Origin of the sequence: Marinobacter sp. 2_MG-2023 (assembly GCF_030546935.1) — a bacterium.
Classification (GTDB): Bacteria; Pseudomonadota; Gammaproteobacteria; order Pseudomonadales; family Oleiphilaceae; genus Marinobacter.
On record NZ_JAUOPH010000004.1, the window covers coordinates 325,214 to 346,957 of the forward strand.

Consider the following 21,744-nt stretch of genomic DNA (forward strand, 5'->3'; position numbering starts at 1 on the left):
GCCACTCGCCTCTTCCCTGGGTTAGCACGGAGTCTCTGCGCCAATTCGCCGGCCAATTCTCCGCCTGCCAACCCAGCATACACCTGAAGAATACAAGGTTGAAAGCTGAGCAGAAAACAAAGCACCCAAATAAAGCACTGCGCTCTTGAGCGCACCACTGTGGCACCAGTCGGGGCGATGTTTTACTCAAACAGGCAGTTTTTTCAAGGCTGGCCCAGCTCCTTGTTTTTCCGACACTATTAATAGAATCCGCACGCCGGGCAAAAGCCTTCTGGTCCCCACCCGGTACAAATCCTGCAAGCACCGTAAGGAAACATGCAGACAGGAGTGCACCATCATGTTACTTGCCACCGATCTTGACGGAACCTTTCTTGCGGGTGATCCGGAGAATCGCCTCAGGCTGTACCAACTGATCGCCGCCCACCCGGAAATCCAACTGGTGTTCGTAACCGGTCGAGGATTGGAGTCGGTATTGCCACTACTATCTGACCCGACCATCCCCCAGCCCGATTACATCATCTGCGACGTGGGCTGCACCGTTGTCCATGGGGATTCCCAGCAGGCCATACAGCCCTTGCAGGGCGAAATCGACGATATCTGGCCCGGCGAACAGATCATCGAGGCGGCGCTGACGTCGTTCGAAGGCCTGCAGCGCCAGGAAGTGCCTCAGGAACGCCGCGTTTCCTACTTCTGCCACAGCACTGCAGTGGGTGAGGAACTGAAAGCCAAAGCGGAAGCCTTGTCCTGCGACGTGCTCTTCTCCGCTGGCAAGTATCTGGACATTCTGCCCCGGGGTGTTAACAAGGGCAGTACTCTTACGCGTCTGATTGAGCACCTGGGCGCCGACCCGGAAACAGTTCTGGTGGCAGGCGACACCCTGAACGATCTGTCGATGTATCAGCAAAGCTTTAAAGGGGTTTGCGTTGGCGCCTCGGAGTCCAGTCTGCTGGAGGAAACCGAACAGCAGGCACGGGTCTATCACGCAGACGCGACCGGCTGTGGCGGTATTCTCGAAGCCTTTGAACATTTCGGGTTTCTGGGCCACGCCGGTATAGATGCTGAAATTCCGGATACCATGCGATCGGGTAAATCGGACCTGGTTATCGTGTACCACCGCCTGCCCTATGAAGAAGTGGTAGAGAACGGCCAACTGATCCGACGCCGGCCCCGTTCACCCAACGGCATCATTCCCACTCTTCTGAGCTTCTTTGCCGATGGCAAAGCCGGATCCTGGGTGGCCTGGTCGATTGATGACCCGGAACTGGGGCCCTTCCAGACCCACACCGAAGTGGACACCAGCCGTTATGAAAAACTTGTCGCCGCACGGGTTGGGTTAACCGCCGAAGAAGTCGATATCTTCTACAAACGCTTCTCCAAAGAAGCCTTCTGGCCCACCCTGCACACCTTCTGGGAACGCGCCACCTTCCGGGATGATCACTGGCAGGTGTTCCTCAAGGTCAACAAACTCTTCGCTGAACGCACAGCGGCGGAGGCAGCAGACAATGCCGTGGTGTGGATCCACGATTACAATTTGTGGATGGTGCCGGCTTTTCTGCGAGAGCTGCGCCCGGACCTGACCATCGCTTTTTTCCATCACACCTATTTCCCATCCGCCGATGTGTTCAACGTTTTACCCTGGCGCCGGGAAATTATCAGTAGCCTGCTGCAGTGCGATCACATCGGGTTCCATATTCCCCGCCAAGCTGAGAATTTCGTGGATGTGGCCCGCGGCGTTACACCTCTGGAAGTCACCAAAAAAGCCGGCTGCGCACCTCGATTCCTGACTTACGGCTGCGCCGTGGGCCTGGACGAGATGAGCACCGAAATTACCGTGAACGAACGCAAGATAGGCCTTGGTGCACACCCGGTGGGGCTGGACCTGAGTCGTGTTCGCAACGCCCTTGCAGATACCGATGTCATTGCCCGTATGGAGACTCTCAGAGAAGAACTCGAAGGCATCCGGCTGATCCTTTCTGTGGAACGCCTTGATTTCACCAAGGGCATTCTGGAAAAGCTGCAGGCATACGAGCGCATGCTGACCGAGCATCCGGAACTGGAAACCAAGGTCACTCTGATGATGGTGTGTGTGCCCGCCGCGAAAGGCATGACCATCTACGAAGAACTGCTGGCGCAGATTGAACAGACCGTGGGCCGTATCAATGGCCAGTTTGCTCAGGTGGGCTGGACCCCGGTGCAATTCTTCTTCCGCGCCCTGCCCTTCGAGGAACTGGTTGCTTATTACACCATGGCCGATGTGATGTGGATTACCCCCTTGCGTGATGGCCTTAACCTGGTGGCCAAGGAATACATTGCTACCCAGGGGCTCACCAAGGGCTGCGGGGTGCTGGTGTTGTCAGAGTTTGCCGGAGCAGCGGCCGAACTTCGGGGTGCCATTCTTGCCAACCCCCATCACCCGCAGGACCTGGCAGACACCTGTTACTACGCATTGGCCATGAGCCCGGATGAAGCCAGAAACCGCTTGAGCGAGGCTTTCGAAATCGTGTGTCGCTACGACATAAGCTACTGGGGCGACGAGTTTATCGAGACAGTGGAACAGCGGCGCCTCAGCAAACTGAAAAAAGTCGTATCGCTGGGCCAGAGCGCGGCCTGATTGGTTTTTATCCGATAATTGATAACGCAGGAGCCCTGCCATGCTGCTCAAAAATGCCGTTCAGCTGATCTGCTATCCCGACCGGATTGGTAAAGATCTTAAAGACCTTCACACGGTGGTGGACAAGCACCTTTCGGAAGCCATCGGCGGGCTGCACATACTGCCGTTTTTTCCCTCCAATGCAGACGGCGGTTTCTCACCCCTGACTCACAAGGAAGTCGACCCCGCCTTCGGCGACTGGGACGACATTGAAGCCTTCACACAGAAATACGATCTGTGTGTGGATCTGACGGTGAATCACATCTCTGATGAATCCCCGGAGTTCCGGGATTTCATCGCCAAGGGGTTCGACTCCGAATACGCCGATCTGTTCGTACACGTGGACAAGTTCGGTGAGATATCGCCGGACGACATGGCCAAGATTCATATCCGAAAGGAAAAAGAACCTTTCCGGGAAGTGACTTTCGCCGATGGCACCAAAACCCGGGTGTGGTGCACCTTCACCGAACAGCAGGTCGACCTCAATTACGACGCCGACCTGGCCTACAGGTTGATGGAAAGCTACATCGGCTTTCTGACCTCCAAAGGCGTAAACCTGCTGCGTTTGGACGCCTTTGGCTACACCACCAAACGCATCGGCACCAGTTGTTTTCTGGTGGAGCCAGAGGTTTACCGCATTCTGGACTGGATCAACGAAGTGGCCCTCAAGCACGGGGCCGAGTGTCTGCCAGAAGTGCATGACCACACCAGTTATCAGTACGCCATCAGCCGGCGCAACATGCACCCTTACGGATTTGCCCTGCCACCCTTGCTGCTCTACTCACTGCTCGACGCCAACAGTGTTTACCTGAAGAACTGGCTGCGCATGTGCCCGCGCAACATGGTAACCGTGCTGGATACCCACGATGGCATTTGCATACCCGACGTTGAAGGGGTGCTGCCGGATGACAAGATCAGAGTGCTGATCGATAACATCGACGCCCGCAGCGCCGACCCGATTCTGCGCCGCTCTGCAGCGAATATTCACAGCGTGGGCGCTATCTACCAGCTTACCTGCACCTTCTATGATGCTCTGATGCAGAACGACGATGCCTACATTGCTGCCCGGGCCATCCAGTTTTTCACACCGGGCATTCCGCAGGTGTATTACGTGGGGCTTCTGGCCGGTTGTAACGATCAGGAACTGATGGAACAAACCGGCGAACTACGCGACATCAACCGGCATTATTACAGCCTGGACGAAGTAGAGCAGGAGATGCAGAAACCAGTGGTGCAACGCCTGCTGAGCCTGATGAAGTTTCGCAGTAACTACCCCGCTTTCGATGGCCACTTCGAGCTGAACTACTCCAACGATTCCAGCGTCGCCATGGCCTGGCGACATGGGGAATATTACTGCCACCTGTTCGTGGACCTGAACTTTAATACGGTAAAGGTCGAGTACCTTGATGTGCAAAGCGGGGAAACTCGGCGCCTGGATTGTTAGGCGCCGAGCCTGCTCAAAATGTCATATCAGCTAAACATTCTCGTCACGCAATAAAACATAATTGCCCTACCTAACGATCAATTACCTACCATAAAATATGGCTTATTGAAGTACTGATGAATAAGCCAATTTTATTGCTCTCCAGGCTGCACCCTCAAACAATATAGGTTCTCGATGTTAGAAAGCAGTTACAACGGGGTTTTAGTTGCCTGTTCCATCATAGTCGCCATTCTCGCATCCTACACTGCCCTCAATATGGCCAGCCGCGTCTCCAATGCCTCGGGCAAGACGGCTCTTTTCTGGCTGGTCGGCGGCTCGTTTGCCATGGGGTTTGGCATCTGGTCGATGCATTTTGTCGGTATGCTCGCTTTCAGCCTTCCCATTGATCTGGGCTATGACGTCCCGCTAACCCTGCTTTCATTGCTTATTGCCATCGCATCCTCTGCGTTCGCACTTTACCTGGTGTGCCAGGACAAATTGCCTTTGAGGCGGCTGTTGTCCGGCGGTGTTCTGATGGGGCTGGGCATCGCCTCCATGCACTATACCGGCATGGAAGCAATGCTCATGAATCCGCACATTTTTTATGTACCCTGGTTAGTTGTGCTGTCCATTGTTATCGCTATTGTCGCCTCTCTGGGCGCTCTCTGGCTGGCTTTTCGGCTTCGCGAGGAAACCAAACGGGCCACATTTAGCCGCATAGGTGCATCGCTGGTTATGGGCTGCGCCATCATCGGTATGCACTACACAGGAATGGCCGCTTCCAAGTTCCCCCTCAATAGCTTCTGCGGTGCCGCAAACAGTGGCATTGATGCCAAATGGCTGGCCATACTGGTCATCATTGTGAGCCTCGCGGTTTTTGCCATTGCGCTGATTGTGTCCATGCTCGATGTGCGCACAAACCGCCTGTCCACTTCACTTGATGACGCCAACAACGAACTGATCAAGCTGGCTTTGCATGACAACCTGACCCGCCTCCCAAATCGTGTTCTTCTGGGTGACCGGCTGGAGCAGGCCATACATAGGGCAGAGAGAAACAAGAATGAGTTTGCAGTGCTTTTCCTCGACCTCGACGGTTTCAAGGCCATTAACGACATGCACGGGCACCATGTGGGAGACCTTTTGCTGAAAGAAGTCTCTCAGCGCCTCCTATCGAGCAAGCGCGAGGGGGATACGGCTGCAAGGCTTGGAGGGGACGAATTTATACTGCTGATGGAACCCGGCACCCCGGAAAATTCAGCCGGTTTTGCCCAGCGGTTGATTGATAAAATAGAAGAGCCTTACGAGGCTCTGAATAATCACCTGAAAATATCTACCAGTGTAGGTATCGCCATTTACCCTCAGGATGGTGAGACCGGACACGAGCTGATGGTGAACGCCGACGCCGCCATGTACCACGCCAAAAAGCAGGGCCGTAACGGTTACTGTTTTTTCGAACACAGCATGAATGCCGATGTACACCTGCAAATGCAGATGCAACAAAACCTGCGAAACGCGATTGATCGCAACGAGCTGGTTTTGCACTATCAACCCAAAGTTGTCGCTCCGAACGGGCCCATGACCGGGTTGGAAGCCTTGCTAAGGTGGCAAAGCCCCGACCACGGTTTCCTGTCACCAGATCGCTTTTTGCCTCTGGCCGAAAGCTCCGGGTTGATCGTGCCCATTGGCAATTGGGTTATCAACGAAGCCTGCCGGCAAATGCGGACCTGGTACGAGCAAGGCCATCAGGACTGGAGTGTGGCGGTCAATCTTTCCGCTGTGCAACTTGAACACGACAGCCTGGTGGACGTTGTTCGTTCGGCACTGATGCGCAACTCGTTGTCTGCTTCACACCTGGTGCTTGAGATCACTGAATCCACCGCCATGCGCGATGCCGAGACCAGCCTGAAGGTGCTGAACAAACTGTCTGAGCTTGGCGTGTCCATTTCTATCGACGACTTCGGCACAGGCTACTCAAGTTTGCTGTACCTGAAGCGCCTGCCAGCCGATGAGCTGAAAATCGATCGGGGCTTTATAACTGAACTGGCCCAAGGCAACGATGACGAAGCGATCATTCAGGCCATTATTGCCCTGGGCAAGACGTTGGGTATGAGGATTGTCGCCGAAGGTGTTGAAACCTCAGACCAGCAGGCACTGCTGACTCGCCTGGGCTGCAATACCTTGCAAGGCTACCTGCTAGCCCGGCCCGCCGCGCCTGATGTATTGTTCGATAGCATTACTCATCTGACCAAACGCGCTGAGCCAACGCTCGTTACTACTTAGCCTGATTCAACCCTACTTCACCCGGTGCGTTGCGGCATTTTTCGAGCCGCAACGCAGCAAGGAACAAACAACGAACCGGTGCAGCCAGGCCACCTGTTTGTAGTGTTTTGAGAGCCCTGACACTCCCCCATCGATAGCCCCCTGCCAATCGATTTTCTTCATAAAATAAACTAAGCTCCCACCACTCTCCCCATCTTCAGCGGGGGTGCATTTTTCAAACGCGTTATCGCCTGATTAATCAAGGACAATTACAATGACAAAACTCAGCCTGAATACGCTGGCGCTAAGCATTTCACTGGCCCTGGCCAGCACAGCTTTTGCCTCCGATTTCACCGATATGGACCCCGTTACCCTGCGACTGGCACACGTGGTCAACGAGCAGGATGGCTTTCACATAGCCGCTGTAAAATTTCAGGATTTGGTGGCCGAGCGTACCGAGGGTGCGGTAAGCATCGAGCTTTATCCGAACGCTTCTCTGGGTGACGAACGTACCTTGCTCGAAGGCATGCAGATTGGCACTGTGGATATGGGTGTGATCACCAACGGGCCGGTAGCCAACTTTGTAGAAGAGATGGCGGTTTTCGAGCTTCCGTTTCTGTTCCCCTCACCGCAGGCCGCTTATGAAGTGCTCGATGGGCCCATTGGCCAGGAACTGCTGGACAAGCTTTCAGAGGTTAACCTGAAGGGCCTGGCCTATGCAGAGCGCGGCTTTCGCAACCTGACCAACAGCGAGCGCCCGGTTAACACCCCCGAGGACCTGGATGGCCTGCGCATTCGTGTAATGGAGAACCCGGTGTATGTCGACACCTTCCGGGCATTAGGTGCCAACGCCATTCCAATGGCGTGGACGGAAGCCCTGACAGCCATGCAGCAGGGCACCATCGACGGGCAAGAAAATCCGGTCAACGTGGTTCACTCATTCAAGCTCAATGAAACCCAGAATTACATGACCCTTTCCCGGCATACCTATGCCCCGGCCATCTTTGTTATGGGCATGCCCGCGTGGAACAAACTACCGGAAGCTGCTCAGGACGTGCTGAGCCAGGCCGCTCAGGAAGCCGCAGAGCATGAGCGCCAGGTAAATGCCGAGATGGCATCAAAGCAACTCGAGGAACTCAGGGCAGCTGGTATGCAGATCAACGACGAACCGGACATAAAAGCTTTCCAGTCTGCAGTAAAACCGGTTTACGAGCAGTACGGCAAAGAGTTCGGCGACTACCTGCCGCGCATTCAGGAGGCGCTCAAGTAAGTGGCATTAGCAACTCAATCGGTGCTGAAGCCGCTGAAGCGAGTTGAGCGCGGGCTGGATGCAATTCTCCAGCCCGTGGTCTTTGCGGCTATGGCGGCATTGATCGCAGTGATTACCCTGCAGATCGTATCCCGTGTGCTGTTCAGCGCGGTCGGCTGGACCGAAGAGGTCAGCCGCTTTCTGCTGGTGTGGATTACCTTTTTGGCAAGCACTCTTGCGTTTCAGCGTGGCCGGCATATCGCCGTAACCTTTGCCGTAGATGCGCTACCAGTGCGACTTCGGCAGGTCGCACGCATTGTTGCCACGCTGGCAGTGCTGGCTTTCCTGATAACTCTTGTAGTGATCGGGTATCGCTACATGCAGGTTCAAAGCTTTCAGAAATCCGCCTCACTGCGACTGTCCATGACCTACGTTTACGCCGTAATTCCCCTGAGCGCCGCGATAATGTGCTGGTATGCGCTGGTCGACGTGGTAGAGCTGATTGTGGATGGCGAACGCGTTGAGGGTCCCGCGCCATGACGTTGCTTCTGTTCGGGCTCTTCTTCGGGCTTATGCTTCTGGGCGTGCCGATTGCATTGGCAATAGGCGCCAGCACCATGATTGCACTGAGCCAGGCCGGGGTGCCACTGATGGTGGTCACCCAGCAGATGTTTCAGGGCATCAATTCGTTTGCCCTGGTAGCCATTCCGATGTTCATTCTGGCCGGCGACCTGATGGCTCAGGGCAAGGTAAGCGAAAGGCTGGTGAACTTCGCTGACTCCCTTTTCGGTTTCCTGCGTGGGGGCCTGTCTTTGGTGTCGGTGATGGCAGGTATGTTCTTCGCAGCGATTTCTGGCTCCGGAGCTGCGACCACGGCGGCGGTTGGATCAAGCCTGGTTCCGGAACTACGCAAGAAAGGCTATGACCCTGCGTCTGCCGCCAGCCTGATTGCCGCAAGCGGTACCCTGGGCGTGGTGATCCCGCCTTCTGTGCCCATGATTATCTATGCCGTGATTGCTCAGCAATCGGTAACCGAGCTGTTCCTGAACGGCTTTTTGCCGGGGCTGGCTATGGGGTTGGGTTTGATGGCAATTGCCATTACCCAGGCCTACAAGCGCCAGTATCCAAAAGGCACGACGCTCTCGCTGCGCACCATCTGGCGTACGCTGAAAAGTGCAAGCTGGGGCTTGATGACACCGGTGATCATTCTGGGAGGGATCTTTTCTGGTATTTTCACCCCGAGTGAGGCGGCTGTGGTAGCCGTAAACTACGCACTCATGGTGTCACTGTTCATCTACCGCGATCTCAAACCACGCGATGTGTATCGAATTCTGATTCGCTCGGCAATTACCACATCGGTGATCATGCTGGTGATCGCCACCTCGGCGGTGCTGAGCTGGACACTTTCCAGCTGGCAGGTACCCGGCGCCATTGCTCAAGCCGTGCTTTCCATCTCCACCAACCCATACGTGATCATGCTTCTGGTGGTAGGAGTAATCCTGCTGACCGGCGTATTCATTGAAACCGCCAGCGCCCTGATCATCCTTACTCCAGTGTTGCTGCCGCTGGTACTCCAACTCGGAATCGACCCGATTCACTTCGGCATAGTCATCGTGGTGGGATTGGCGATAGGCATGATAACTCCGCCGGTGGCGATCAACCTTTATGTGGCATCCTCAATCACACAACTGCCGCTGGAGCGCATCACCCGGGCGATCATTCCATACTTGCTGACCTTGATCAGCGTATTGCTGTTAATCGTTTACGTGCCGATTCTCGCTGGCTGGTCAGGCTCCTGACCAGCCAGCGAGAATTTCACAGGCTATCAACATGCGCCACCATTCGCTTGCGCAATGTCTCATCAGGCAGCGCGCCCATGGCCCCACCCATGTTATCGATCATATGCCGAGCTTTGCTGGTCGCGGGTGTGGCAGCCGTCACCACGGGGTTTGAAAGCACAAACTTCAGGAAGAACTGAGCCCAGGAATGAGCATCAAACTCTGCTGCCCACTCCGGTAGCTCCTTGCCTCTTACCTTCTCCCACAGACGAGAGCGACCAAACGGCGCGTATATGAGCACGGCAATGCCCTTGTCTTTGGCCAGTGGCAAAATACGTTCTTCCATGGTCAGGTTGTCAACGGCGTAATCAACTCCGATAAAATCAATGGGCTCCTTCTTCATCACCTCTTCCAGGCCCTCGTATTGGCGCTGAAAGGTCGTCGTCACCCCGATGTAGCGTACCCGGCCATCGCTCCGAAGCTCCTTTAACAGGCCAAGCTGGTTAGGGATGTCCGCCATATTGTGGACCTGGATCAGGTCGATGGGGTTTTTGCCGATCCGCTCAAAAGAGGTTTCTATCTGGGCCCGGGCATCGTCCATGTTAGCGGTACGCCCACCCCAGCCAGCTGCGTTCAGTTTGGTCGCCCAGAACAACTTATCGACAATGCCCAGCTCATTGGCTATTTGCCCGGCCACTTCCTCAGACGCGCCGTAGCCCGGTGCTGTATCAAATACCGAACCGCCCTCTTTAACCAGCGCAGCCAGCACTTCCCGCAACGCGTCAAAATCCTCGCTTCGGGCGGTGCTGGAGAAGCTGGCAGAACTGCCCAGGCCGACACCCGGCAGGCGCTCTCCTGTGGAAGGGATGGGGCGGGTGATCAATTCAAGCTTGCGGTCTTCTGCCCACAACAGGCCTGGCCGCATGGCCAGGCTGGCGCCGGCCGCCATCGCCAGTTTGAGATAGGTACGACGGGATATCATGATGGCATTCTCCTCTCTTGCTCTGCACCGGCTAACTCGTAGGCCAGCGCCTTTTGTTTCTGGGATCGTCCAAGCCAGAAAGCCAGAACCGCCCACATCAGGGCAAGCGGAACAGCAACAGCGGCTATGCCGGCAAGGCCCATTCCTAAACGAGTCAGAAGGCCTTCTGTCTGGGCGCCCACCACATCACCCGAGCGATAAACAAAGGTATCGATAAACGCCTTGGCCTTGTATTTTTCCTCGCGGCTGGCAACGGTGTACAGGGTTTCCCGAGCTGGACGCATCAGCGACCGCTGCACCGCCCTGAAGGTGGCTTCGAATACCACCAAAGCCGCGAATGAACCCACCATCGCAAGGCCAACAAAACCCAGTGCAGCCGTCAGCGGCAACAACGCCAGGGTTACCGAGACCCCAAGGCGTTTCATCAAATGCCCTGCCACCAGCGCTTGCATCACCAGAGTGGCAATCTGGGTTATCAGATCAATTCGGGCAAACAACGTGGTGCGCAGGTCGGTGCTTTCTCCCATGGCTGCCACCATATGCAGCCGGGTGAAGTAGATGAAGGTGGCCATCACGGCAAGAATCACCACGTAAGCCGCAATACCCATCAGGTAGCGGGAACGGCAGACCGCCCGCAAACCTTCCCAGGCACTGCCTCCGATGCGTGCATGCTCATCGACGGGAAGCGGATCTTCCGGGCTCTGACGCTGTGACGGCGAATGGGGCTGCAGACGGGTGAGCACCAGAGCAGCAACCAGCGCCAGAACCAGAAAGCCGGTGGCCACCAATAAAAGAGCCGGTGTGCCCAATGGCTGGGCGAGGCGCCCCGCCAGCCAGGGCCCGAAAATAGCGCCCAGGGTGCCTCCAACTGCGATTAACCCGAAAAAGCGCTTCCCCTGCTCAAGCGAGAAACGATCCGCCATCAGCGCCCAAAACACCATGGTTACGAACAGGTTAAACACGCTGAACCACACATAGAACACCTGGCCGGTGGTTACACCAATCACATTGGGGGTTAGCGTCATCAAACCGTAGAAAACCAGCAGGCTGGCACTGAAAAACAGGTAAGTTGCAGAGATAAACAGACGCCGGGGTAATTTGCTGACCAGCCAGCCAAACACCGGGTTAACGGCCAGTGTAACCACCGCCGTGCCAATGAACAGCCAGCGAACCGTGTCGATGCCGCCCTGAATACCCAGCGCCTCCCGGGCGGGCCGAAGCACCATCAGCGCAGTCAGAACACAGAAAAAATACAGGACAGCTACAAAGACCGGCAGGACTTCATGTCGGTGGAGGTTGAAGGCGTTCTGGAACGGGTGACGCATGAAAGCTCTCCTGAGGCCAAGGTGTTAATTATCCAGCCATAGGTCGATTGCCGCATCGTAAGTTGATTGTCTTGCATCCTCAGAAGCGCTATAGCCGCCGCTGCCGCTTTGCTGAGAGGAAGGTTTCGGAACCGACCCTACACCATGTTTGTTGTACGACCAGCTTTCCATGTTTTCGAATAGTTTCTTTGCTTCAGCGAGGTCCCGCACCAGATACGCCCCTGCGCTGTGTTTGTAGTCCGGATGGTCAGACCATTTTGCACAGGAAATAAACGCGCAGGTTCTTCCATTAAAATTCCCTATCCTGCAGAACCTTTGGTTGCTTGGATTCTTGAACCGGTAGATTCCCCGTCTTTGCACGCCCCCTTTCTCAAAAACCGGTTCCAGATAATGCGCCCGTGTCGCCCCATAGGTCTCGCGACCACAAGCGTCACTAACGGCTTGCATATGATCATTCGATACCCAGTTTCCAAGACTGTTGTGCCAAGTGCCTTTATTGGCTTTCTGATTTCGGCGAGCAAGCCTGGGATCTGCTGACGTGTGAACGATACTGACAAAATCATAGCCCAGAGATGGCTTGTGCCTGGTCACAGTTATCTGGGCTATTCCGGAACTCGAAACTTCGTACCAGCCGTGAGGATTATCCAGTTTTACTATGGGCTTTCTGACCAGGGTGGTAGCAACCTGGGGCGGTGTTGCCGCTTGGCTTGCTACCCGGTCCTGACTCAAAGAAGCTAACTCTTTCTGTTGGCTGTCATACCCCACAGCTAATATTGACTGTGCCTTAAAATTGTCTTGAAACGTACCGTCTTTCAAATTGATAGCAACAAATTCAGGCTGTTTCATCATATTCGAAATGTCACTCAAAACCTCCGGCGATGAAACAACTCTTTCAGGTACGAGCCCTTTTGACGTAAAAGCACCAACAGTTAACCCCTCAGGGGCAGGCTCCAGTGTGAAAAACAGGTTCCTCTCAACATTCTCGTTCCCATTCAGGTAAGGTTTCAGCTTGCCTGTGCGATCATCCCTCTTCGAAAGAGACTTCGCAGGAACTGTGGCTAATACACGTTCAGTGCCAGGAACCCACGACAAGACTGCAACACCAGAATAATGCGTCACAGTTTTTTGATTGCCTGTCTGGAAGCTGAATTTAACTGCCGGTAAGGCTTTAGCGGGTTCAGTAGATCCAGCCTCGCCAGGAGGCGCTGGCGTAAATGGCGGGCTCCATGAACCCAATGAATCTGAAATCGATAAGTACCAGACGTAGTCTTTATCCTCGATCAGAAGATAAACACCCGATAGCTCGCGAAGCTCATGTTCACTTAATAAATGATCTCGGAATACGACTGCATTATCGGAGACAGTCAGGCAGCCGGAAAGCAGCAGGAAAGAAGCGATCAAAAATAACTGAAAGCGTTTCTTCAGCGCTGCGCCGAATGCGAACTTGTGCTGATCGGAGTTGGTGCGGTATGTCGTTATTCTTCGATTCATTGGCGCTGACCCCTGTTTTTGACGTTCAGCCAGCAACTCCGAAACCGGAGCGACGCCAGAACCAACAAACAGCATGTTGATGCCGATAGCCCAACCTCAATCGTTCTATCTATAACAGACAGCCCCGCCAATGCAACACGTCGGCGACACCTGAACTGTTACAGAGCATTCACTACGCCTTGTTTGCACACACCCCGGCCCTATGTTTGTATTAGCGAGTGGGGTCGATTGAACGGCTCAGCCTTTGCCTCTATTGTCCGAAGCGGGATCACCCGGTTCCGATATTCCCCAGGAGAGCTACATGGATAGTTTGTTCAGCAGTTTAGGAAATGTTTTCGGTGGCCTGTTGAGCCTGATCTGGCTGATCATCGTTATTATGGCCATTATTAACGTCACCAAAAGCAGCGCCAGCACCCTCGCCAAAGTGCTCTGGATTATCGTTCTGATTTTCTTCCCTCTTGTCGGCCTGATCATCTGGTATCTATTCGGCCCCAGAGGGTAGTTCGCCAGTGCCGGGAATGTTTCTACAATTCTCCCAGCGGGTGATACGCAACTTTCTGCGCAATCACGGCATATTGCTGGCGGGCGGGGTTGGCTACAACGTTCTGCTGTCGGCAGTGCCCATGCTTGCTCTGCTGGCGGTATTGCTCACTCGGGTGGTCGACGAGGAGCAACTGTTGGAAGTTATGTCAGTACAGGCGCAGCACTTTGCCCCCGGCAACGCGAGCCTGCTGCTGGATGCGGTCCGGGCGTTCATGGATTCAAGGGACATCATCGGCATTGTCGGTTTACCAGTGATGTTGTTCTTCAGTTCGTTTGCTTTCCGTATGCTGGAAGATTCCATCGCAATCATTTTCCACCGGCCAGACAACCCTCACCGCAGTTTCTGGGTGTCCGCGGCGCTACCCTATGCCTTCATCCTGGTATTGGGCGCCGGTCTGCTTGCCCTGACGCTCCTATTCAGCCTGATCAACGCATTGTATGACGCCCCGGGGCTAACTCTGTATCTGATCAGTTTCCTGGGTGTATTTGCGCTGTTCAGCTCTATCTATAAGGTTTTACCCATTGTGCGCATCTCTCCCCGGAGAGCTTTGGTGGGTGGTCTGGTGGCAGCGATTCTCTGGGAAACTACCCGCCTTTTGCTGATGTATTACTTTCTCAACGTATCATTCGTCAATGCAATCTATGGCTCACTGGCGACCATCATTGTCATACTGATCAGCCTGGAAATTGCGTCTATTATCCTGTTACTTGGTGCCCAGGTAATCGCAGAGCTGGAACGAAGCGAACGATTGGGCTTGCCTTGGTATGTTTCCCCGGACTGAATACAGTGTCCTGAGGCGATTGATTGCTATACAGTTTCGTTTTCGAAAAGAAACCCATGAACTCCAGGGAGTTTAAAATGTTAAGTTCATCAGAAGGTAAGAAGGTCCCCGAGGTTACGTTTCCTATTCGCCAGGATAACGAGTGGAAATCTATAACCAGCAACGAGTTATTCAACGATCAAACAGTCGTTTTGTTCGCCTTGCCGGGCGCGTTTACGCCAACCTGTTCAAGCACTCATTTGCCGCGATACAACGAGCTGGCACCGGTTTTCAAAGAGCTTGGTGTGGATCGGGTAATCTGCCTTTCAGTGAACGATCCGTTCGTGATGCAGGCGTGGGCGGAAGACCAGCACGCTGACAACATCGAATTTATTCCCGACGGTAACGGCGACTTTTCCCGCGGGATGGGCATGCTGGTCAACAAGAGTGACATAGGGTTTGGCGACCGCAGCTGGCGCTATTCCATGCTGGTCAAAAACGGCACCATTGAAAAGATGTTTATTGAGCCAGACAAGCCTGGCGACCCGTTTGAAGTATCAGACGCCGACACAATGCTTCATTACATGAAGCCGGATGTAACCTTACCGGCACGGGTCAGCATATTTACAAAACCCGGATGCCCACACTGTACCCGCGCTAAAACGCTGCTACAGAGCAAGGGCTACAAGTATGAAGAAATCACACTGGGCGGCGCTGGCCTGTCGTATAGCACACTGCAGGCAGTGACAGGAAAAGGCACAACCCCTCAGGTGTTTATCGACGGTCAACTGGTTGGTGGCGCCGATGAACTCGAAGCCGCGATGGCCTTGCGCTGATCGCCGAACCGAGCTGAACTGAGCTGCGCCTGCACGGATATTGTTCAGGCGCAGTTTTCTGACAACTCAGTTATTATCATTCACACCCCTTACCCTTTAGAATAGTCGCCCCTGAAAGATCGAAAGACGACCAAAAGTCTCTTTGCTACCTAACCTGTGCGCGATTATTTGATGACTCACACACCCTCAAACTCTGCCGGGGTTTCGCCACCAAGGCTGCTACAGCTACTCGCCCAACCCGGAGCGCAGACTGCCGACGAGCGACTACCCTGTTGCGGTGAACTGTTGGGGCGTCTGTTCGGGCTATCAGACACCCTGGCCCTGGATTCGGCGATCGGGTTTCGGACTCGTCAACCAGGCATGGACCAGGGGCCAGCTATTGAACGAGTCATTCAGGAACTGACCAACACTCGCAGGGCACTGATACGAAAAATCAGCAGCTACGGTAGCGAAGTCGAACCCATCGATAGCCTGGAGTTCGAGCCCTACCTGAACGCATGGACCACGCTACAGCGCAGGGTTATCGCCGCCAGCCGCCAGCTTCGGGACAAAACCCGCAAGGTGATGAAAGAGCACAACCAGAACCTGGCCCGGCTGGCAGAGCTGGACTCAGCGTTTGACCACGCCATGGCCGGTTACACCAGCCAGTGTTTTTCCCATATCCCCAAGGTACTGGAACAACGGTTCCAGGCACTGGCCCAGGCACTCCAGAGCCCCTCTGATATCCCCCAGGAAGCCGGTATTACGCCCGCTGACTGGCTCCACAGTTACTGCGAAGAAGCGCAGAATCTTTTACTTGCTGAACTGGATGTTCGGCTGGAGCCAGTGCTGGGATTGCTTGAGGCCTGCCACAACGAGGTAACACATTCGCCATGAGCAGATTTTTCTATTTTTTCGCTTTTGCCATTGGCCTGGCCGTGGTGGCCTGGATTGGCCAGCGCTTTCTTGGCTCGGACCTTCTGGCTCTTACCGTTACAGCTATTATTGCTGTGGTGTACGCCCTTGGTTTTGTGGAGTTGGCGGGGTTTCGCCGCACCACCCGGCAGCTCGCAGAGCGGCTTGATGATGTTCCGCAAAACCGTGAGCAGCTGGAGGGCTGGCTCTCTGGCCTGCCCGAGCAAGTTCAGTTTGCTGTACAGAAGCGCATTGATGGTCATTTTGCCGCCCTGCCCAGTCCTCAGTTGACGCCCTACCTGGTTGGCCTGCTGGTGATGCTTGGTTTGCTGGGCACCTTTGCCGGCATGATCGTAACCCTGAGCGGTGCTGCGTCTGCACTGGATGGCAGTACAGACCTTAGTGTGATTCGTGGTGCACTGGCCGCCCCCATTGCCGGGCTGAGCCTGGCGTTTGGCACCTCCATTGCCGGCGTTGCAGCTTCGGCTATGTTGGGTTTGGCATCCACTCTCAGCCGACGCGAGCGGTTACAGGTTTCCCGCCAACTGGATAAAACCCTGCGCCAACGGCTGCATCACTTATCGGCGGACTACCAGCGCCAGCAAGCCTTCGCAGCACTTGAATCCCAGGCCGCCGCCCTGCCTCAAATGGCCACGGCCATGGAGTCCATGACTGCCCGCATGGAACAGCTGGGCCAGCAACTTGAGCAGTCGCTGACCCGCAACCAGCAGGAATTCCACAGCACCGTTGGCAACCACTACCAGGCTCTGGCGGATTCTGTTGCCAGGTCCCTGGAGAACGCATTGGAATCAAGCTCGCGCCTGAGTGCGGAGCGCATAGAGCCCATAGTCACTGAAGCCATGACAAGCCTGCAGGCCAATGCCGGAAAGCTCCATGAAAACTGGTCTTCCACCACCCGACAACAACTGGAGGAGCTTGCCGAAAGCTTCCAGAAAATCACCAGAGATGCGGGTGAAAACTGGCAACAAAACCTTCTGGCTCAACAGCAGGCCTCCGCTGATCACAACAAAGCTTTGCAAGAGACGTCGCAGCAGGCACAACAGCGCCTGTTGGAGCAGGTTCAGCAAGCTACTGAGCAAACCGCACAGCTCTGGCAGGCTGGCGTAGAGCAACAGCAGCAAACCGCCGAAGCGCTGATGACCAACCTGCAGAGTAGCTTGCAGGAATATCAATCCAGTCTCCGGGAAGAAAGCGAAAAGCTCACCACAAACCAGCAACAAGGCCTGGATGCTCTTATCAACCGCATCAGCGAGCAGCTCACCAAGCTGCGTGACCAGGAAGCTGTCAGAGGCGAAGCTGCCAATGACCGACTGGCTCACCTGGAAGCTGCTGTCGCCAAACACCTGAATGAATTGGGCTCCGGCTTGGAAGCCCCCATGACCCGCCTGATAGAAACCGCATCGGAAACTCCGAAGGCCGCAGCACAGGTGATCTCCCGACTGCAAGGTGAAATGGCGCGCAACAGCGAGCGGGAAAACGAACTGCTGGAAGAACGCCAGCGGCTGGTGCAGGAACTGGATAGCCTCCTCGAATCCCAACGCAGCAACGCAGACAGTCAGCGCCAGGCGGTGGACTCCCTGATCAGCGGCGCTGGCGACACCCTCACAGGCATCAGCGAACGCTTCAATACACTGATCCAGGAGCAAAGCCAGCAGCTAGGCAAACTGGGTGAAGACATCATCGGTAGCAGCCAGGAAGTGGGCGCCCTCAGCGAGTCGTTCCTTGCCGCTGTGGAGCTGTTCAGCACTTCCAATACCCAGTTGCAGGAGAGCCTGACCAACATTCAGAAAGCACTGGATAGCGCCGGCAGCCGTCACGATGAGCAACTGGCCTATTACGTTGCCCAGGCCCGTGAAGTGATCGACCTCTCGGTTTCTTCCCAGAAAGACGTGATTGATGCTGCTGCGGCCTTGATCTCCAGCCGCGATGAGACCGCTGGAGCCAGCTGATGGAATACCTTGAAGATGGCGAACAACAGTCCACCCCCATCTGGGCGATTTTCTCAGACCTGATGGCCGCACTGGTGGGTATCCTGGTGCTGATACTGGTTTGGGTCATCGGAGTTCAGGTAGAACTCAGCCAGTCTCTGGAAGATGAAAAAGCCAAGCGGGAAGCCGAGGAGCAGCGGCGCATTGCGCTTGAACAGGCCTTGGAAGACCCACTGACCAAAGGCCTGGTAACCTTTCAGAACGGCCGCATTGGTATCAGTGGCAACGTGCTGTTCGAGTTGAACTCGGATCAGCTACAGGCAGACGGCCTGGACGTGCTGGAAGCCCTGATAACCCCTCTGCAAACCTATCTGACTCAGCACGAAGAGCTCTTGATGATCAGCGGGTTTACCGATGATCTGCCCATGCACAGTGGCAATCGATACCAGGACAACTGGGGCCTGTCAGCTCAACGGGCCCTGACGGTCACCCGAACCTTAATGGAGCTTGGCCTACCCAACGACCGGGTATTCGCCGCTGCGTTTGGCCCGCACCATCCGGCTGTGCCGAATACGGATGCCGAATCCCGGGCCCGGAACCGGCGGGTGGAGATCAGTACCGTGCCCCTGGCCCCCGAAACGCCCGCAAGCGACGGAGCCGGGAACTTATGACCGCCACGGTTGAGACTTTGCCCGAGCTCCCGCAGCTGGAAGCTCTCCGAGACTGCGGTGCCGATCACATGAACCCGTCCCGCTTTCGATACCTGGAAGCTCTGGCCCTTCGCCTTCGCGCGAAAGGCCTGCAGCAAACCCGGCATTGGCAGAAGCTGGAGCAGGCTATTTCAGATTATCAGGCCAGCTATGAATCACCAGCCCAGCCTTCCAAAACCGATGAAGCACACTCCCCCTCACCTCTGTCAGATCTTCTGGAAAGGCTGAACCAGTCGCCAAATATTCCTGCGACCCAACCCAGCTCAACACTGGAACAGTTGGTTTTCGGAGCAGCCCAAGAAGATTCCAGCCCGGCCCAACGTCGGCCATTAAAAGCCATGACAAGGGCCAACGCCGGGCGGGGCGAGCAAGCGTTACAGGAGCGTATTCGCCACGCCATCGAACACGCCCCCAAAGACGCCGGCCCGATAAACGCCCACCGCCTGGTAAGCCGGGCGCTGGCAGAAATGCAGAAGCTGTCGCCGGAGTATCTGAAACGCTTTGTGAACTATACGGATACACTGATGGCGTTAGAGCGGCTGGGGCGGAAGGGTTAGGCTGCATGGATCCCAAGCAGGCACACTGAACAAACTACCAGCTACACACCTGGATGCACCACCCGTACTTCGAAGATATATTTCATACATACCCCTCCATTATTTGCGCAACCAAAAGCCCTGTGCTTGTATAAATATGATAGGCCAATTGGAAGGTAGCGCCTATCACCCTTCAACCCGCCGTGAGATCAACTGATTTCAAGCGGTCTGGCATCACTGTTAAACGGAGTTAGCTTTGTTATGGCTTATGAAACGATTGATGGTCAAAAATACGAAAAAGAACTTCTGGATCTGGCCCGCAAGCACACGACCGGGCAAGGCGAAGGTAATTTGTCCAAAGACGAGGTGGCTGATCTTTTCAAATCTGCCCAGGATGGCACCAGCGTGACTGAAACGGAAAAGGCTACGCTGGCGTATATCAGGAACAACTTTGACTTTACCGACGCTGCAGCCAAGGATTTTGACGCCGCTTTCGGCAAGCTCTGATTAAGTAAAGCAGTAATCGGGGCAACAACATCCCCGATTACTGCCCTGCCCCATTCTTCAGCTAGTTCGTTTCATTCACCAAAATGACTTTTCGATGAGGGAACGGAATTTCTATACCCGCTTCATCGAGAGCCTTCTTGATCTGTTCCGGCACTGAATACAGCACATCGAAATAATGCTCACCCTCGCAAAAAGGCCTGACCAGAAAGTCTACGGAACTGTTATTCAGGGTTTCAACTTCAACAAACGGTGCAGGGTCGGTCAGGATATGGGGGTGGTTCGCCAGTACGCTGTCGATTACCTTTCGGGCTTCATCAATGCTTTCGTTGTAAGCGATACCAAAATGCATATCCACACCCCGCACAGGGTGGTGAGAATGGTTGGTAATCTGCTGCCCCCAAATCTGACTGTTGGGAATAATAATCTGCTGATTGTCGAAGGTTTGCAGGATGGTGGTGAACATATCCACTTCCCTGACATTTCCGAATTTACCGGCCGCATCGATAAAATCACCAACCTTGTATGGGCGGAATATCAATAGCATTACACCAGCAGCGAGATTGGAAAGCGTGCCCTGCAACGCCAACCCTATGGCAAGGCCGGCAGCACCGAGCAGGGCAATAATGGAAGCCGTCTGGACGCCAAAACGATTCAGTACTGCGATACCCACAAAAGCCAGAATGGTATAGCGCACAACGCTGCCAAAGAACTTGAACAGGGTATCGTCCAGTTGGTCGTAACTCGCAGAGATACGGACAACAGACTTGTAAGCCTTGCCGGCAACCCAGAAACCAATTATGAGAATAACCAGAGCTAACAGAATGTTGGTTGCCCAATCCAGAGCAGTGGGGAGGTACTGGTTGATATCCAGTTGATCGATATAATCCGTCATCATCTTGAGCTTCCTATGTGTTGAAGCTCATTAAAATAAGTTAACCTTCAGGCGTGCGCAATATTTATTTCTTGGCCATTAGAGCAACACGCTAACCATGCCCACGCTGCTGACCACCAACAGCACTATGCCCAGCAGGCGGAAAAACACTGGTGTTTCAGCTTTCAGAATGCGTTCATGAAAGCGCAACCCGATCACATGGCCTATGGCTGCGCAGGGTAGCAACCACAGGTGATGAATCAGTTGCAGATCAAGCCCCACCCAGATGAACGCTGCCAGTTTGATAAGTACCAGAATGAACCAGAGACCAAACAGCGTGTCGCGCAGTTTTTCCCGCGCCAGGTGCTGTGCCGCAACGGCAATAATCAGCGGCGCGCCAATCAGCGAGGTGCCGCTGATATAGCCGCCAGCCATCAACAAAGCCACATCCACGCTTTTACTTTTACTGCGAAACGGCCGGTTAATGATGTAGGACACCGAGTAGATTGCGACAATCACGAAAATAATTGCACTCAACACATTCGATGGCAGCGTAAACAGTCCAAACACACCAATCAGCTTGGGTATCAGCATCACGCGCAGCATGCGCCAAAGGTAACCCCAGTCAACCGTACCTTCCGTCGCAGCAGAGGCAACATCAGGTCCAAAGCCAGTCAATTTCTGCCGGCTCTGGCTATCTTTATTCGCTGAACTACGGCGATTGTTCGTCCAGATCGTCAGTGATGAAAACACCAACAGATGCACTGCAATAATGGGCAGAAAGACCAGCGGGTCGTCCTTCACCAGTAGCAGGAAAGGCAGAGACAGCACCGCCCCTCCAAAGCCCAGACCGGAGCGCACAAAACCACTCCAGATGAAAATGAGTGCGATCAGGGCGTATTGAATTACGGAAAGGTCTGACATAACTTCCTGAACAGGGGAAAAATTTTCTCAATTGTAACGGTTTTCCAAAAAAAACA

The 21,744-nt window shown here is 54.6% G+C and carries 19 protein-coding genes; 14 read left to right on the plus strand and 5 right to left on the minus strand.

Translation table 11 applies throughout. The features are described 5' to 3' along the window. Positions 1–337: 337 nt before the first annotated feature. From ggpS to Q4501_RS12115, 6 genes are all read left to right on the plus strand, one after another. Entirely contained in the window at positions 338–2,611 is a 2,274-nt protein-coding gene (gene ggpS / locus Q4501_RS12090; protein WP_303596491.1) for a glucosylglycerol-phosphate synthase, read from the plus strand. Between the two features lie 40 nt (positions 2,612–2,651). Beyond that, positions 2,652–4,094 carry a sucrose phosphorylase gene (gene gtfA / locus Q4501_RS12095; RefSeq protein ID WP_303596492.1) on the plus strand — a complete coding sequence of 481 codons (1,443 nt, stop codon included), beginning with the start codon at positions 2,652–2,654 and terminating at the stop codon, positions 4,092–4,094. A gap of 174 nt (positions 4,095–4,268) precedes the next feature. Then, positions 4,269–6,353, plus strand: coding sequence for a bifunctional diguanylate cyclase/phosphodiesterase (locus tag Q4501_RS12100; RefSeq protein ID WP_303596493.1), 2,085 nt, complete (start codon positions 4,269–4,271; stop codon positions 6,351–6,353). Between the two features lie 253 nt (positions 6,354–6,606). Beyond that, a complete protein-coding gene (locus Q4501_RS12105; protein ID WP_303596494.1) occupies positions 6,607–7,602 on the plus strand; it encodes a TRAP transporter substrate-binding protein in 996 nt (331 codons plus the stop codon). After that, positions 7,603–8,121 (plus strand): TRAP transporter small permease, encoded by a 519-nt coding sequence (locus Q4501_RS12110; RefSeq protein WP_303596495.1) that lies wholly within the window; start codon positions 7,603–7,605, stop codon positions 8,119–8,121. After that, positions 8,118–9,380, plus strand: a complete 1,263-nt coding sequence (locus Q4501_RS12115) for a TRAP transporter large permease (RefSeq protein ID WP_303596496.1) — start codon at positions 8,118–8,120, stop codon at positions 9,378–9,380. Before Q4501_RS12110 ends, Q4501_RS12115 begins: the two co-directional genes overlap by 4 nt. A gap of 16 nt (positions 9,381–9,396) precedes the next feature. Here Q4501_RS12115 and Q4501_RS12120 read toward each other — a convergent pair whose 3' ends face one another. Genes Q4501_RS12120 through Q4501_RS12130 form a run of 3 tightly spaced genes read right to left on the minus strand, consistent with a single transcriptional unit; the run spans position 9,397 to position 13,232 of the window. After that, positions 9,397–10,341, minus strand: a complete 945-nt coding sequence (locus Q4501_RS12120; protein WP_303596497.1) for an aldo/keto reductase — start codon at positions 10,339–10,341, stop codon at positions 9,397–9,399. Next, positions 10,338–11,666 carry an NTP/NDP exchange transporter gene (locus tag Q4501_RS12125; protein ID WP_303596498.1) on the minus strand — a complete coding sequence of 443 codons (1,329 nt, stop codon included), beginning with the start codon at positions 11,664–11,666 and terminating at the stop codon, positions 10,338–10,340. Before Q4501_RS12125 ends, Q4501_RS12120 begins: the two co-directional genes overlap by 4 nt. Positions 11,667–11,690: 24 nt before the next feature. Further along, positions 11,691–13,232, minus strand: a complete 1,542-nt coding sequence (locus Q4501_RS12130) for a hypothetical protein (protein WP_303596499.1) — start codon at positions 13,230–13,232, stop codon at positions 11,691–11,693. Between the two features lie 226 nt (positions 13,233–13,458). Between Q4501_RS12130 and Q4501_RS12135 the strand changes: the two genes are divergently transcribed. The 8 genes from Q4501_RS12135 to Q4501_RS12170 all read left to right on the plus strand — a co-directional run bounded on the left by Q4501_RS12135 (position 13,459) and on the right by Q4501_RS12170 (position 19,893). Next, entirely contained in the window at positions 13,459–13,659 is a 201-nt protein-coding gene (locus Q4501_RS12135; RefSeq protein ID WP_303596500.1) for a PLDc N-terminal domain-containing protein, read from the plus strand. Positions 13,660–13,675: 16 nt separating this feature from the next. Continuing rightward, on the plus strand, positions 13,676–14,482 hold the full coding sequence (locus Q4501_RS12140; RefSeq protein ID WP_303596501.1) for a YihY/virulence factor BrkB family protein: 807 nt from the start codon (positions 13,676–13,678) through the stop codon (positions 14,480–14,482). 77 nt (positions 14,483–14,559) lie between these two features. Next, positions 14,560–15,297 carry a glutathione peroxidase gene (locus Q4501_RS12145; RefSeq protein WP_303596502.1) on the plus strand — a complete coding sequence of 246 codons (738 nt, stop codon included), beginning with the start codon at positions 14,560–14,562 and terminating at the stop codon, positions 15,295–15,297. 171 nt (positions 15,298–15,468) lie between these two features. Next, positions 15,469–16,173, plus strand: coding sequence for a DUF3348 family protein (locus Q4501_RS12150; RefSeq protein WP_303596503.1), 705 nt, complete (start codon positions 15,469–15,471; stop codon positions 16,171–16,173). After that, positions 16,170–18,161 (plus strand): DUF802 domain-containing protein, encoded by a 1,992-nt coding sequence (locus tag Q4501_RS12155; RefSeq protein ID WP_303596504.1) that lies wholly within the window; start codon positions 16,170–16,172, stop codon positions 18,159–18,161. Before Q4501_RS12150 ends, Q4501_RS12155 begins: the two co-directional genes overlap by 4 nt. After that, positions 18,161–18,811, plus strand: coding sequence for an OmpA family protein (locus Q4501_RS12160; protein ID WP_303596505.1), 651 nt, complete (start codon positions 18,161–18,163; stop codon positions 18,809–18,811). The genes Q4501_RS12155 and Q4501_RS12160 overlap by 1 nt, the downstream gene beginning before the upstream one ends. Continuing rightward, entirely contained in the window at positions 18,808–19,407 is a 600-nt protein-coding gene (locus Q4501_RS12165; protein WP_303596506.1) for a DUF2894 domain-containing protein, read from the plus strand. Before Q4501_RS12160 ends, Q4501_RS12165 begins: the two co-directional genes overlap by 4 nt. 240 nt (positions 19,408–19,647) lie before the next feature. Beyond that, on the plus strand, positions 19,648–19,893 hold the full coding sequence (locus Q4501_RS12170) for a hypothetical protein (protein WP_303596507.1): 246 nt from the start codon (positions 19,648–19,650) through the stop codon (positions 19,891–19,893). A 61-nt stretch (positions 19,894–19,954) separates the two neighbouring features. On the opposite strand, the gene Q4501_RS12175 is transcribed toward Q4501_RS12170, so the two are convergent. Together Q4501_RS12175 and Q4501_RS12180 are read right to left on the minus strand one after the other, a co-directional pair. Then, a complete protein-coding gene (locus Q4501_RS12175) occupies positions 19,955–20,788 on the minus strand; it encodes a mechanosensitive ion channel family protein (protein WP_303596508.1) in 834 nt (277 codons plus the stop codon). Positions 20,789–20,863: 75 nt separating this feature from the next. Further along, positions 20,864–21,688: a sulfite exporter TauE/SafE family protein gene (locus Q4501_RS12180; protein WP_303596509.1), complete on the minus strand. Its 825-nt coding sequence runs from the start codon at positions 21,686–21,688 to the stop codon at positions 20,864–20,866. Positions 21,689–21,744 lie beyond the last annotated feature (56 nt).

Excerpts from the sequence above, each read along its gene's own strand:
- ggpS (WP_303596491.1), top strand. The coding sequence starts at position 338 with ATGTTACTTGCCACCGATCTTGACGGAACCTTTCTTGCGGGTGATCCG.
- gtfA (WP_303596492.1), top strand. The coding sequence starts at position 2,652 with ATGCTGCTCAAAAATGCCGTTCAGCTGATCTGCTATCCCGACCGGATT.
- Q4501_RS12100 (WP_303596493.1), top strand. The coding sequence starts at position 4,269 with ATGTTAGAAAGCAGTTACAACGGGGTTTTAGTTGCCTGTTCCATCATA.
- Q4501_RS12105 (WP_303596494.1), top strand. The coding sequence starts at position 6,607 with ATGACAAAACTCAGCCTGAATACGCTGGCGCTAAGCATTTCACTGGCC.
- Q4501_RS12115 (WP_303596496.1), top strand. The coding sequence starts at position 8,118 with ATGACGTTGCTTCTGTTCGGGCTCTTCTTCGGGCTTATGCTTCTGGGC.
- Q4501_RS12120 (WP_303596497.1), bottom strand. The coding sequence starts at position 10,341 with ATGATATCCCGTCGTACCTATCTCAAACTGGCGATGGCGGCCGGCGCC.
- Q4501_RS12125 (WP_303596498.1), bottom strand. The coding sequence starts at position 11,666 with ATGCGTCACCCGTTCCAGAACGCCTTCAACCTCCACCGACATGAAGTC.
- Q4501_RS12130 (WP_303596499.1), bottom strand. The coding sequence starts at position 13,232 with ATGCTGTTTGTTGGTTCTGGCGTCGCTCCGGTTTCGGAGTTGCTGGCT.
- Q4501_RS12135 (WP_303596500.1), top strand. The coding sequence starts at position 13,459 with ATGGATAGTTTGTTCAGCAGTTTAGGAAATGTTTTCGGTGGCCTGTTG.
- Q4501_RS12140 (WP_303596501.1), top strand. The coding sequence starts at position 13,676 with ATGTTTCTACAATTCTCCCAGCGGGTGATACGCAACTTTCTGCGCAAT.
- Q4501_RS12145 (WP_303596502.1), top strand. The coding sequence starts at position 14,560 with ATGTTAAGTTCATCAGAAGGTAAGAAGGTCCCCGAGGTTACGTTTCCT.
- Q4501_RS12150 (WP_303596503.1), top strand. The coding sequence starts at position 15,469 with ATGACTCACACACCCTCAAACTCTGCCGGGGTTTCGCCACCAAGGCTG.
- Q4501_RS12155 (WP_303596504.1), top strand. The coding sequence starts at position 16,170 with ATGAGCAGATTTTTCTATTTTTTCGCTTTTGCCATTGGCCTGGCCGTG.
- Q4501_RS12160 (WP_303596505.1), top strand. The coding sequence starts at position 18,161 with ATGGAATACCTTGAAGATGGCGAACAACAGTCCACCCCCATCTGGGCG.
- Q4501_RS12165 (WP_303596506.1), top strand. The coding sequence starts at position 18,808 with ATGACCGCCACGGTTGAGACTTTGCCCGAGCTCCCGCAGCTGGAAGCT.
- Q4501_RS12170 (WP_303596507.1), top strand. The coding sequence starts at position 19,648 with ATGGCTTATGAAACGATTGATGGTCAAAAATACGAAAAAGAACTTCTG.
- Q4501_RS12175 (WP_303596508.1), bottom strand. The coding sequence starts at position 20,788 with ATGATGACGGATTATATCGATCAACTGGATATCAACCAGTACCTCCCC.
- Q4501_RS12180 (WP_303596509.1), bottom strand. The coding sequence starts at position 21,688 with ATGTCAGACCTTTCCGTAATTCAATACGCCCTGATCGCACTCATTTTC.